General features: G+C 73.2%; 12 protein-coding genes. 10 read left to right on the top strand and 2 right to left on the bottom strand.

Translation table 11 applies throughout. The features are described from left to right. Positions 1-44: 44 nt before the first annotated feature. From rplU to AB0J86_RS23090, 4 genes are all read left to right on the top strand, one after another. Complete coding sequence (gene rplU, locus AB0J86_RS23105) at positions 45-359, top strand: 50S ribosomal protein L21 (RefSeq protein WP_363859657.1); 315 nt, start codon at positions 45-47, stop codon at positions 357-359. Between the two features lie 11 nt (positions 360-370). Further along, on the top strand, positions 371-628 hold the full coding sequence (gene rpmA, locus AB0J86_RS23100; protein ID WP_363859656.1) for a 50S ribosomal protein L27: 258 nt from the start codon (positions 371-373) through the stop codon (positions 626-628). Positions 629-823: 195 nt separating this feature from the next. Next, a complete protein-coding gene (gene obgE, locus AB0J86_RS23095; protein WP_363859655.1) occupies positions 824-2,281 on the top strand; it encodes a GTPase ObgE in 1,458 nt (485 codons plus the stop codon). A 70-nt stretch (positions 2,282-2,351) separates the two neighbouring features. Continuing rightward, positions 2,352-2,801 (top strand): GNAT family N-acetyltransferase, encoded by a 450-nt coding sequence (locus AB0J86_RS23090; RefSeq protein WP_363859654.1) that lies wholly within the window; start codon positions 2,352-2,354, stop codon positions 2,799-2,801. 75 nt (positions 2,802-2,876) lie between these two features. Here the strand turns inward: AB0J86_RS23090 and trpS are convergent, their stop codons facing one another. Beyond that, on the bottom strand, positions 2,877-3,899 hold the full coding sequence (gene trpS / locus AB0J86_RS23085; RefSeq protein ID WP_363859653.1) for a tryptophan--tRNA ligase: 1,023 nt from the start codon (positions 3,897-3,899) through the stop codon (positions 2,877-2,879). 228 nt (positions 3,900-4,127) lie between these two features. Here trpS and AB0J86_RS23080 point away from each other — a divergent pair, with 228 nt between their 5' ends. Together AB0J86_RS23080 and AB0J86_RS23075 are read left to right on the top strand one after the other, a co-directional pair. Then, on the top strand, positions 4,128-6,452 hold the full coding sequence (locus AB0J86_RS23080; protein ID WP_363859652.1) for an FUSC family protein: 2,325 nt from the start codon (positions 4,128-4,130) through the stop codon (positions 6,450-6,452). Between the two features lie 95 nt (positions 6,453-6,547). Beyond that, positions 6,548-7,420 carry an NAD(P)-dependent oxidoreductase gene (locus tag AB0J86_RS23075; protein ID WP_363859651.1) on the top strand — a complete coding sequence of 291 codons (873 nt, stop codon included), beginning with the start codon at positions 6,548-6,550 and terminating at the stop codon, positions 7,418-7,420. 181 nt (positions 7,421-7,601) lie between these two features. On the opposite strand, the gene AB0J86_RS23070 is transcribed toward AB0J86_RS23075, so the two are convergent. Beyond that, entirely contained in the window at positions 7,602-7,820 is a 219-nt protein-coding gene (locus AB0J86_RS23070; RefSeq protein WP_363859650.1) for a DUF397 domain-containing protein, read from the bottom strand. Between the two features lie 84 nt (positions 7,821-7,904). Between AB0J86_RS23070 and pepN the strand changes: the two genes are divergently transcribed. The 4 genes from pepN (at position 7,905) to AB0J86_RS23050 (ending at position 12,431) form a co-directional block, all read left to right on the top strand. Beyond that, the gene (gene pepN, locus AB0J86_RS23065) at positions 7,905-10,529 is read left to right on the top strand and encodes an aminopeptidase N (RefSeq protein WP_363859649.1); all 2,625 of its coding nucleotides are present in this window, start codon (positions 7,905-7,907) and stop codon (positions 10,527-10,529) included. A gap of 177 nt (positions 10,530-10,706) precedes the next feature. Beyond that, complete coding sequence (gene nadD, locus AB0J86_RS23060; protein ID WP_363859648.1) at positions 10,707-11,303, top strand: nicotinate-nucleotide adenylyltransferase; 597 nt, start codon at positions 10,707-10,709, stop codon at positions 11,301-11,303. A 103-nt stretch (positions 11,304-11,406) separates the two neighbouring features. Continuing rightward, complete coding sequence (rsfS, locus tag AB0J86_RS23055) at positions 11,407-11,805, top strand: ribosome silencing factor (RefSeq protein ID WP_363859647.1); 399 nt, start codon at positions 11,407-11,409, stop codon at positions 11,803-11,805. Then, a complete protein-coding gene (locus AB0J86_RS23050; protein WP_363859646.1) occupies positions 11,802-12,431 on the top strand; it encodes a histidine phosphatase family protein in 630 nt (209 codons plus the stop codon). The genes rsfS and AB0J86_RS23050 overlap by 4 nt, the downstream gene beginning before the upstream one ends. The last annotated feature ends 58 nt before the right edge of the window (positions 12,432-12,489 follow it).

Genomic DNA, 12,489 nt, shown 5'->3' with positions numbered 1-12,489 from the left:
AGTACGGTACCCGAGCAGCCTCAACGACAGGGAGTCCGCGTCCGATGTACGCGATCGTCAAGACCGGCGGCAAGCAGTACAAGGTCGCCGAGGGCGACGTGATCGAGGTCGAGAAGCTCGCCGGCGCCCCCGGTGACGCGGTGCAGCTCTCGGCGGTGCTCCTCGTCGACGGTGAGAACCTCGTGACCGACGCGGCGCAGCTTGCCAAGGTCGCGGTGTCCGGCGAGATCGCCGCGCACACCAAGGGCCCGAAGATCCGGATCCACAAGTTCAAGAACAAGACCGGCTACCACAAGCGTCAGGGTCACCGCCAGCCGCTGACCCAGATCAAGGTGACCGGCATCTCCAGCGGGAAGTAGGTCGTCTCCAGATGGCTCACAAAAAGGGTGCGTCCAGCTCGCGTAACGGCCGTGACTCCGCGGCGCAGCGGCTCGGCGTCAAGCGGTTCGGTGGCCAGGTGGTGAACGCCGGCGAGATCATCCTCCGCCAGCGGGGCACCAAGTTCCACCCGGGCGACCTGGTCGGGCGCGGTGGCGACGACACGCTCTTCGCGCTCGCGGCCGGTTCGGTCCAGTTCGGCACCAAGCGCGGTCGGAAGACCGTCAGCATCGTTCCGGCGCAGCAGTAGCTTTCCCGCCGAAGCGGGCCGCGGACCTGGTGTCCGGGCCCGCTTCGGTGTTTTTCGGGCGCGGATCGCGCGCGCTGGCAGGATTGCCGGCGAGGCGGTCGACCCGCGTCCGGTGTCCGGGGCGCACGGTGCCCCGCACTCGTTGACCCGGGCGAGGGAGGTACCTCGTCCGGACAGGCCGGAAGGATTGGCAGCGTGACTACCTTCGTTGACCGGGTCGTCCTGCACTTGCAGGCCGGCGACGGCGGGCACGGCTGTGTCTCGATCCACCGGGAGAAGTTCAAGCCGTTCGGCGGCCCCGACGGCGGCAACGGCGGGCACGGCGGCAGCGTCTCCCTCGTCGTGGATCCGCAGGTGCACACGCTGCTCGACTTCCACTTCCGGCCGCACATCAAGGCCGAGAACGGCCGGGGCGGCGCCGGCTCCAACCGGGACGGCGCCAACGGCTCCGACCTGGTCCTCAAGGTGCCGAACGGCACGGTCGTGCAGACCCTCGACGGTACGGTCCTGGCCGACCTGGTCGGCGCCGGTACGACCTTCGAGGCGGCCCGGGGCGGCCGGGGCGGCCGGGGCAACGCCGCGCTGGCCAGCGCGCGCCGCAAGGCCCCCGGCTTCGCTGAGCTGGGGGAGCCGGGGGATCGGCTCGACATCGTCCTGGAACTCAAGAGCGTCGCCGACGTCGGGTTGGTCGGCTTCCCCTCGGCCGGCAAGTCCTCGCTGATCTCGGTGATCTCCGCGGCCAAGCCCAAGATCGCCGACTACCCGTTCACCACCCTGGTACCGAACCTGGGCGTGGTCCGGATCGACAACCACACCTTCACGGTCGCGGACGTGCCGGGCCTGATTCCCGGTGCCGCCAGCGGTCGGGGGCTGGGGCTGGAGTTCCTGCGACACATCGAGCGCTGCGCCGTACTGGTGCACGTGGTGGACGCGGCGACGCTGGAACCGGGCCGCGACCCGGTGGCGGACATCGACGCCATCGAGTCCGAGCTGGCCCAGTACGGCGGGCTGGAGGGCCGGCCGCGGCTGATCGTGCTCAACAAGATCGACGTACCGGACGGGCGGGATCTCGCGGAGATCGTCCGTCCCGACCTGGAGGAGCGCGGATACCGCGTCTTCGAGATCTCCACCGTCACCCGCGAGGGTCTGCGCGAGCTGATGTTCGCGATGGCCGAGTTGGTCGAGCAGGCGCGGGTGCTGGCGCCCGAGCCCGAGCCGACCCGGATCGTGATCCGGCCGACCGCGGTCGACGACGCCGGTTTCACCGTCGAGCCGGCGCCGGACGGAGCGTACGTGGTGCGCGGCCCGCGGCCCGAGCGCTGGGTCCGGCAGACCAACTTCGACAACGAGGAGGCGGTCGGCTACCTGGCCGACCGGCTGGCCCGGCTCGGCGTGGAGGAGGCGCTCGCCAAGGCGGGCGCCGAGCCCGGCAGTCTGGTCCGGATCGGCGAGCGCGAGTTCGACTGGCAGCCCACGCTCTATGCCGGCGCCGAGTACGTCCCCGGGGTGCGCGGCACCGACATCCGGCTGCAGGAGAAGCCGACCCGGGCCTCGGCCGCGGAGCGGCTGGCCGCCCGCAAGGCGCGGCGCCAGCGTCCGGCCGACGAGCCCGCGACCGGGTCCGGCGACGGCATCGACGAGGACGACGACTAGACCAGTTCGTACCCCACTCGGGTCATTTGCGGGAAACCTTATGGAAACTACCGTGCGTTACGGTCGGTAGGTGCTGATCGAATCCCGTCCATCCGATGACGCCGAACTCGTGACGCTGGTCACCGCGCGGCAGCGCGAGCTGTGCCTGGCCGACGGTGGGCTCGACGGACACGTCGCCGTGCTCCGCGACGGCGCGCGGTACCTGGTCGGCGTGATCGGGGGTCGGGCGGTCGCCTGCGGGGCGTTGCAGCCGCTCGACGCGGAGACCGCCGAGGTCAAGCGGATCTACGTCCGCCCCGCCCACCGCCGGCGCGGCATCGCCGGGCAGCTGCTCGCCGCGCTGGAGGAGCTGGCCTACCTCGCCGGGCACACCGTGCTGCGGATCGAGACCCGCCGGTACTCGCCCGCGGCGATCGGCCTCTACACCTCCTCCGGTTACGGCCGGATCCCCGCCTACGGTGAGTACGCGAGCGACCCGTACAGCGTCTGCTTCGAGAAGCGGCTCGCGGTCGCCGTCTGACGGCCCGCTCCCGCGCTGTCGCCAGGGCCTCCCGGACCGAGGTCGGCGGGAGGGCCCTGGCGCGTACTCAGGGATTCACACCAGGAGGCCGAGCGCCCGCTTGGTCCGGTGCACGGTCTGCGCCCCGCTCTCCCGGGCACGCTCGGCCCCGTCGGCGAGAACCCGCCGCACGTAGCCGGGGTCGCGGGCCAGCCCCGCGTAGCGCAGCTGGATCGGGCGTAGCAGCGCCGTCACCGCCTCCGCCGCCGCGTTCTTCAGCTGCCCGTACGAGGAGAAGCCCGCCGCCAGCTCGGTCGGTGACCCGCCCACGCAGGCGGCCAGGATCTCCAGCAGGTTCGCCACGCCCGGCCGGGTGTCCGGCTCGTAGGCGACGGTGCTGCCCGAATCGGTCACGGCCCGCAGCACCTTCCGGCGGACGATTTCCGGCGGGTCCAGGAGGAAGATCGTGCCGGCCCCGGCGGCGTTGCTCTTGCCCATCTTCGCGGCCGGGTCGGCCAGGTCCATGATCCGGTGGGCGACCCGCGGCAGCACCGCCCGGGGAATCGTGAACGTCTCGCCGTACCGGGCGTTGAAGCGGGCCGCCACCGTCCGGGCCAGCTCCAGGTGCTGGCCCTGGTCCTCGCCGACCGGTACCTCCTGCGCGTCGTGCAGCAGGATGTCCGCGGCCATCAGCACGGGGTAGGTGAGCAGGCTCAGCCGGACCTGCCGCTGGGTCGCCGACTTCTCCTTGAACTGGATCATCCGGTGCGCCTCGCCGTAGCCCGTCGCGCACTCCAGCAGGTAGTGCAGCTCGGCGTGCTCCGGAACCTGGGACTGCACGTAGAGCATCGATCGGTCCGGATCGATCCCGGCCGCGAGCAGCATGGTCGCCTGCTCCAGGGTGAGTTCGCGTACCCGCGCCGGATCGTGGGTGACGGTGAGGGCGTGCAGGTCGGCGAGGAAGCCGATCGTCGGGGTCCGGTACTGGTCGGCGACGAGCGGCCGGATCGCGCCGAGCAGATTGCCGAGTTGAAGGTGCCCGGTCGGCTTCAGGCCGGTCAGGCGGCGGGCGGTCGCGGCGGGCGGCAGGGGGCGGGTGGGGGTGCTGGTCGCGGTCATCGGTGGTGTCTCCTCACGGGGTACGTCCGACCGTCCCGCCCTCCCGGGGTGCCTCGGTACGCGAAACGGCCGCCCCGGGAGGGGCGGCCGTCGGAACTGTCTCGGGTGCGCGGATGCGTGGCCGCCCGTCAGGGCGCCCACCAGCCGTTCGTCGTCATCCGCACGGCACCAGGCTACCAGGCGCCGATTGGTCGGGTTTGTGCCGTGTCCGTGTGGTGACATGTGGTCATGCCGCCGAGCCGTGACGTGACCGCGAGGGTGCGCCTGCTGCGGTGGGTGGGCCGTCGGGATCCGGGCTACCAGACCCTGCGCCGGGGCCTGCGGCTGAGCGTGGTCACCAGCGTGATCTTCCTCGGCGCGCGGTACGGCCTGCACGACGTGACCCTCGCCGTCTACGGGCTCTTCGCCGCGATCGCCCTGGGGCTGCTGGGGCAGCTGCCCGGCGGGCCGGCCGAGCGGTTCCACGTGCTGATGCTGACGCTGCCCGTGGCGTGGCTGCTCGTCTCCGCCGGCACCGTGCTGGCGGTCCGGACCTGGGCGGCGGCCGCCGGCATGCTCGTCGTCGCGTTCGTCGTCAGCTTCGTCGGCATCGGCGGCCCCCGGCTCGGCGGCCTCGCTCCCGGGTTGCAGTTGCTCTACATCCTGCCCTGCTTTCCGCCGTACGCCCCGCAGACGCTGCTGATGCGGCTGTCCGGGGTGACCCTCGGCGTGGTGCTGCTCGCCGCGGCCCAACTGGTCCTCTGGCCCGATCCGGCCCCGGTGCCGTACCGCCGGCGGGTCGCCGCCGCCGCCCTGGCCGTCGGCGGCTACCTCGACCTGGTCGCGGACGCGGCGGCCAGTCGTCCGGTGGCGCGGCAGTACCTGCTGCGGCGCCGGGCGGAGGCGTTCGACGCGATGGGACAGCTCCGCCTCAACCGGCTGCCACCGTTGCAACGGCCCGGCTCGGCGAGCCGGCGGGACTGGGCGCTGCGCGACGCCACCAGCGCGCTGGGGGAGATGCTCAGCGCCGCCGAGCGCCTGCCGGAGCTGCCGGCCGGGCCGCCGCAGGGGCCGGCCGGTGGGTTCGACGTACCGGGCGAGGTGTCGGTGGGCGCCTTTCCCTTGTCCGCCCCGGAAGAGCGGGCGGCGGGCCGGGCCGGGGCCGGTACCGCCATCGAGCGGCTACCCGACCCGCCGGAGCTGCTGCGCCGCGCCGCCGCCCTCGCCAGCGCGTCCGGGCGGACCCTGCTGGGCGAGACGCCGCTGGTCGACCCCGTCGAACTGGAGGCGTTCAACCGCGCTGTCGAGGAGCTGCGCCGGCTGCCGGATCCGGACCCGGGCCACCCCGAGCCGGCGGACACCGTACGCCTCTGCATGGACGCCATCGCGTTGCAGACCGCCGAGCAGGTCCGCACGGTGGCCGTGGCCGCCCGGATCGTGGCCGGGCTGCCGGTGGCGGTGGCGTTCGGTCACCCGCCGCCACAGCCGTACCGCCACAAGTTCTGGTACGCCCAGGTCTCCTCGACGTACCTCTACTCGCAGCGGTTCCGGGCGCACCTCACCGTCCGCTCCGTCTACCTGCAGGGGGCGGTCCGGATCGCCCTGGCCCTGGCGGTGGCGCGGGTGGTCGCCGGCTACCTGCACCTCGCGCACGGGTTCTGGGTGCTGCTCGCCACGCTCACCCTGCTGCGCAGCACCGCCGCCGACACCCGGACCACCCTGCGTCCGGCGATACAGGGCACCATCCTCGGCGCCGCCGCCGGGGCCGCGCTGCTGCTGCTCAACGACGAGCCGACAATCTACGAGGCGGTCCTCCCGGTCATCATGCTGTTGACCTTCGCGGTCGGGCCGGTGTTGGGGCTGGCCTGGGCCCAGGGCCTGATCACGGTGCTGCTCACCGTCCTGTTCGCGCAGCTCGGCCCGGCCGACCTGCAGCTGATCGAGGCCCGCTTCCTGGACGTACTGGTCGGCGCGCTGATCGGCATTCTCGCCGGGGTGCTGTTCTGGCCGCGCGGCGTCACGCTGGAGGTACGCCGGGCGGTGGCGCGGTATCTGGAGTGCGGGGCGCTCACCATCCGGGACACGGTGGCGACCCTGACCGGGCGCGGCGGGCCCGGCGGCGAACTGGGCCGGGCGCACGAGGCGATGGTGCTGGCGAACGCCTCGGTGCTGCAGTACGCCGCCCAGCGGCACGGCTCGCCCGTTCCGAACATCGACTGGCAGGCCGCGCTGCACGCCGGGCAGCAGATGGTACGCGGCGGCGAGTTCCGGCTCACCGACCCCAACGTGATCCGGCTGCCCCCGACCGGGCTCTCCGCCCAACTGGACGACTTCGCCCGCGAGCTGTCCCACGCGTACCTCGATCTGGCCCGTCAGGTGCGCGAGGGACGGATCATCCGGAGGGTGTCCGCACCCGCGCCGCCGAAGCAGTTCGTCGAGCGGGTGCACGAACTGCGCGTCGCCGGGCAGCCCCGCACGGTGGCGCTGGGGCTGCTGGACCTCGACATCTGGCTCGTCAATCTGCGGGACACCCTCGACCGGATCCAACATCCGCCGGCCCCCGGCGATCACTAGGGCGGGCATCCCGGGAGACTTCGCCTCGTGGATCTTCCCGAGATCGGGGTATCCGGAGGAAGGGCCCGGGCGGGCCGCGGAGCAGGAGGATTTCGATGGCGAACGAAGAGCGACCGGTGGCCGTACTGGGCCTGGGCGGGATGGGGCACGGCATGGCGGCGAGCGCGCTGCGGGCCGGCATCCCGACCGTGGTCTGGAACCGCAGCCCGCGGCGGACGGCCGACCTGGCCGAGGCCGGTGCCCGGGTGGCCGACAGCGTCGCCGACGCGGCCGGGCGGGCCGACATCGCGGTCACGATGGTGACCGACGCCGACGCCGTCCGCTCCCTCGCGGTCGACCAGGGCATGCTCGCGGCGCTGCCCGACGGGGCGATCTGGGCCCAGATGAGCACGATCGGGGTGGCGGCCACGGAACAACTGGCCGCCCTGGTACGCGAGCGCCGCCCCGACGTGACCTTCCTCGACGCCCCGGTCGCGGGCAGCCGCGCCCCGGCCGAGGCGGGCAAGCTGCTGGTCCTCGCCTCCGGCCCCGACGAGGCGCGCCCACGCGTGGCGCCGCTGTTCGACGCGGTCGGCCAGCGCACCCTCTGGCTCGGTCCGGCCGGTACGGGCTCCCGGATGAAGCTGGTCAACAACATCCTGTTGGCGTTCCTCGCCGAGGGACTCGGCGAGGCGGTCGCCCTCGGCCGCGAGCTGGGGCTGGAGGCATCGGCCGTGGCCGAAGCCTTCGGCGGCGGCCCGCTCGCCTCGCCGTGGATCAGCGGGAAGCTCCAGCGGATGGCGAAGGGCGACTACTCGCCCGAGTTTCCGCTCGCGCTGGCGTTCAAGGACGTTCGCCTGGCCATGGACGAGATCGACCCGGACCGCTTCGTCGTCGGGGCGTGCCTGGCGTCGCAGTGGCGGCGGGCGATGGACCGGGGCTTCGGCGACCAGGACGTGACCGCCGTGGCCCGCGCCATCGAGTCCTGACCCGCGGCCGTTCGGGCCCGGCCGCGCGGCCGCCGTCCGTCGCCGGCCGGATCCCGGAGGCCGGGCGCGGGGTCGGGCGTACCGTCACCGGCGTCGCTGTCCCAGCAGGTGAGGCGGGTGCCGTCGCGTTCGACGGTGCGTACCGTCGGCACGGGTTGTCCCGCCGTACCGTCGCGGCCGGTCAGTCGAGGTCGAACTCGCCGTCCTGCGCCCCGGCGACGAACGCGTCCCACTCCGCCTGGGTGAACACCAGCACCGGGCCGTCCGGTTCGGCCGAGTTGCGCAGGCCGATCAGGTCGTCGACGAACGCGACCTCCACGGCGCTCTCCGAGGTGTCGCCCTCGGCCCGCTGCCACACCGCACGAGACAGGTCGAAGTCGCCCTTGGGGTGCTTCGCCATAGTTGGTTCCTCCAGCGCAGGATGAGCCCCGGGTCCCTGGGGCCGTGAGGGCGAATGTGTGACTCCGTCGTGCAGGATAAGCGGATGCCGAGCCTTACCCGCGCCGACGCGGCCGAGCGCGCCGCACTGCTCACCGTCGAGTCGTACGAGATAGACCTCGATTTTACCGGTGCGCTCGACGGAGCCGGGGAGGCCGGATTCCGCTCCGCCGTCACGATCAGGTTCCGCGCGGCGGCGGGCGCCGCCACCTTCGTCGAGGTGAAACCGGTCCAACTGCTCGGGGTACGGCTCAACGGGGTCGAGCTGGACCCCGCCGCGCTCGACGACAACCGCTTCCCGCTGACCGGGCTGCGCGACGAGAACGTCCTGGTGGTCGAGGCGCGGATGGCGTACTCGAACACGGGGGAGGGGATGCACCGGTTCGTCGACCCGGCCGACGGCGAGACGTACCTGTACGCCATGTCCTTCCTGGACGAGGTGCAGCGCATCTACGCGGCCTTCGACCAGCCCGACCTCAAGGCGCCGGTCACCCTGGCCGTCACCGCGCCGCCGCACTGGATCGTCGCCGGGAACGGCGAGCAGGAGCCCGGTTCCGGGAACGGCGAGCAGGAGGTGACCTCCGCCGGTGGCGAGCGGCAGCCGGCGGTCGGTGCCGGCGGGGCGCGGGCGCGGCGCTGGCGGTTCCGGCCCACGCGCCCGCTGGCCACGTACTTCACCTCGCTGATCGCCGGGCCGTACCACCTCCGCCGCTCGGAGCACGACGGTATCCCGCTCGGCCTCTACTGCCGCCGCTCGCTCGCCGAGCACCTGGACGCCGACGCGGACGAACTCTTCACCGTCACCCGGCAGTGCCTGGACCGGTTCCACGAGCTGTTCGGGGTGCGGTACCCGTTCGGCAAGTACGACCAGGCGTTCGTGCCCGAGTTCAACGCGGGCGCCATGGAGAACCCGGGACTGGTGACGCTCCGGGACGACTACGTCTTCCGTTCCGCCGTCACCGAGAGCCAGCGCGAGCAGCGGGCCACCACCATCGCGCACGAGATGGCGCACATGTGGTTCGGCGACCTGGTGACCATGCGCTGGTGGGACGACCTGTGGCTGAACGAGTCGTTCGCCGAGTACCTGGGCACCCGGGTCACCGCCGAGGCCACCCGCCACCGGCACGCCTGGACCACCTTCGCCATGCGGCGCAAGGCGTGGGGGTACGCCGCCGACCAGCGCCCCTCGACGCACCCGGTCGCGCCGCCGGAGGTCACCGACGCCGCGCAGGCGCTGGTCAACTTCGACGGCATCTCGTACGCCAAGGGCGCCAGCGTGCTCCGTCAGCTGGTGGCCTGGATCGGGGACGAGCCGTTCCTGGCCGGGTTGCGGGCGCACTTCGCGGCGCACCGCTTCGGCAACGCGACCCTGGCCGACCTGCTCGCCGCGCTCTCCTCGGCCACCGGGCGGGACCTCGCCGGCTGGGCGGAGCTGTGGCTGCGGCGGGCGCGGGTCAACACGCTGCGGGCGGAGGTGACCGTGGCCGACGACGGGCGCTACGCCGAGGTCGCCGTGGTGCAGACCGCCCCGCCGGAGCAGCCCGTCCTGCGCCCGCACCGCATCGGCGTGGCCGGCTACGACCTCGACGAGTCCGCGGGCGGGCGGGCCGTGCCGCGCCAGCGGTTCGAGGCCGACCTCGAACCGGGGGCCGACGGGGAGCGTACGGTGCTCGCCGCGCTGGCCGGCGTACCGGCGGCGGACGTGCTGCTGCTCAACGACGGTGACCTGACGTTCGCGAAGGTACGCCTCGACCCCGCCTCGACGGCCGCCGTACCGCGGGTGCTGCCGGCGCTGACCGATCCGCTCGCCCGGGCGCTGCTGTGGCGGGAGACGCTCGACGCGGTCACCGACGCCGAGCGGCCGGTCGCCGACCTGGTCGGGTTGGTGCTGACCGCGCTCCCGGCCGAGCGCGAGGTCATCGTGGTGGAGGACGTGCTCGGCCTCGGCGGCTCCCTGATCGACCGGTACCTCGACGCGCCGGCCCGGGCCGAGGCGCTGCGGCAGGTGGCGCACGCCTGCGAACGGCTGCTCGCGGCGACGCCCGCGAGCGACGATCCGGAGTCCCGGTCGCTGCGGCTCGCCGCGGTACGCGGGCTGATCGCCGCGGGCGACGACACCGACCGGCTCGGCGGCTGGCTCGCCGGCCACGCGGTACCGGAGGGGATCGCCGTCGACGCCGAGCTGCGGTGGGCGGTGCTGAACCGGCTCGCCGTCCTCGGCGCGGTGGGTGCGCCGGAGATCGACGCCGAACTCGCCGCCGACCGGAGCGCGGCCGGCGCGGAGCGGGCCGCGCAGTGCCGGGCGGCGCTGCCCGACCCGGCCGCGAAGCGCCGGGCCTGGGAGGCCGTCGTCAGCGACACCACCCTGTCGAACCGGCTGGTGCGGGCCACCGCGGCCGGTTTCTGGCAGCCGGAGCAGCGCGACCTCACCGAGCCCTACGTCGAGCGGTACTTCGCCGAGATGCCGGCGGCGGCGCGGCTGCGTACCCCCTTCCTGGCCGAGCGGGTCGCCGGGCTGGCCTTCCCCCGCTACGCCGTGGCGCCGCGGACCTCGGAGCTGGCCACGGCGCTGCTGGAGCGCGACGACCTGGTGCAAGGGCTGCGCCGAGCCGTCACCGACGCCGCGGACGACCTGCGGCGCGCCCTGGCGGCGCGGGCCCGGTTCCGGTAGGCCGTCCCCGGGGGACGCCGAGGGCGATCCGCGGCGTGCCCCGGCGGCCCCGGCCGGGCTCCGCCGGCCGGCGACCCGGCGTGCCCCAGCGGCGCGGGCCGGGCTCCGCCCGCACGGGAGTGCGACCTCCGTCATGCTCCGGCAGGTGGGGCCGGACCCGCGGCATACGATCAATCGGTGGAGGAGGACATCCGGCGGGTAGGGATCATGGGCGGCACGTTCGACCCGATCCATCACGGCCACCTGGTCGCGGCGAGCGAGGTGGCCGACCGCTTCGCGCTCGACGAGGTCGTTTTCGTACCGACGGGCCAGCCGTGGCAGAAGGCCGACGAGCCGGTGAGCCCGGCCGAGGACCGGTACCTGATGACCGTGATCGCGACGGCCTCGAACCCGCGTTTCCAGGTCAGCCGCACCGACATCGACCGCGGTGGGCCCACCTACACTGTCGACACGCTGCGGGACCTGCAGGCGGAGTACGGCCCGAAGGTGCAGCTCTTCTTCATCACCGGAGCGGACGCGCTGGCGAAGATCCTCTCCTGGAAGGACCTCGACCAGATGTTCGAGCTGGCCCACTTCATCGGGGTGACCCGGCCTGGGTTCGAACTGACCGACGCGCACCTGCCGGCCGACACGGTGAGCCTGGTCGAGGTGCCGGCGATGGCGATCTCCTCCACCGACTGCCGGAAACGGGTCGCGGCCGGCGCGCCGGTCTGGTACCTGATACCCGACGGTGTGGTGCAGTACATCGCCAAACGGGGACTCTACCGGGAGTGATTTGGCCGGGTTCGTCACCGTAGCTGGCTAAACTGCCGAGTCGTAAACCGTCGACGTGTGAGAGGCTTGGTAGCACGTACGTACGGTCGAACGAAGGAGAACGGTGACAGCTTCCGAACGCGCTCTTGAATTGGCCCAGGCAGCCGCTCAGGCCGCCGCCGACAAGAAGGCGCAGGATATCGCCATCATCGATGTGGCGGACCAGCTGGTGATCACCGACGCTTTCCTGCTCGCCTCGGCGCCCAACGAGCGCCAGGTACTCGCCATCGTCGACGCGATCGAGGAGCGCCTGCTCGAACTGCCGGAGAAGGCGAAGCCGGTGCGACGCGAGGGTGAGCGGGGCGGACGCTGGGTGCTGCTCGACTACGTCGACGTGGTGATCCACGTGCAGCACACCGAGGAGCGCGAGTTCTACGCCCTCGACCGGCTCTGGAAGGACTGCCCGCAGATCCCGTTCGTCGACCGCGACCTCGTCGACGCCGAGGCGGGCCCCGCCGAATGACCCGTCTGATCGTCTGGCGGCACGGCAACACCGACTGGAACGCCGCCGACCGGGTCCAGGGGCAGACCGACGTCCCCCTCAACGACCTGGGACGGGAGCAGGCCACGGCCGCCGCGCCGCTGCTGGCCGCGCTCAAGCCGGACGCGATCGTCGCGAGCGACCTGCGCCGGGCCGCCGACACGGCCGCCGCCCTGGCCGCGCTGACCGGGCTGCCGGTACGCACCGACCCCCGGCTGCGGGAGCGCTACTACGGACAGTGGCAGGGCCTCACGATGACCGAGGTGGCCCAGCGGTACCCCGCCGAGCACGCCCGCTGGCGCGCCGGCGAGCAGGACCCGGGCTGCGAGGTGGAGAGCCTCGACGACCTGGGCAAGCGGGTCGGCGCCGGGCTGCAGGACGCGGCCGACTCCGTGCCGGGCGGGCTGGTCGTGGTGGCCACCCACGGTGGCGGCGCCCGCCAGGGCTGCGGCTACCTGCTCGGCTGGGGGACGGCGGTGCTGCGTACCGTCGGGTCGCTGCAGAACTGCCACTGGACCGAGCTGCGGCACGACAGCGTACGGGGCTGGCAGCTCCGCGCGCACAACGCCGGGCTCATCACGCAGGCCGCCGTCACCGAGGCCGTCTGAGCGAGCGGCCCCGCCGTCGGCGACGGGGCCCGCCCTTCGCCGTTCGGCCGGTGCCGCT

Origin of the sequence: Micromonospora sp. NPDC049559 (assembly GCF_040676675.1) — a bacterium.
Taxonomy (GTDB): domain Bacteria; phylum Actinomycetota; class Actinomycetes; order Mycobacteriales; family Micromonosporaceae; genus JBFAPK01.
This window is presented reverse-complemented; position numbering and strand designations above follow the sequence as displayed.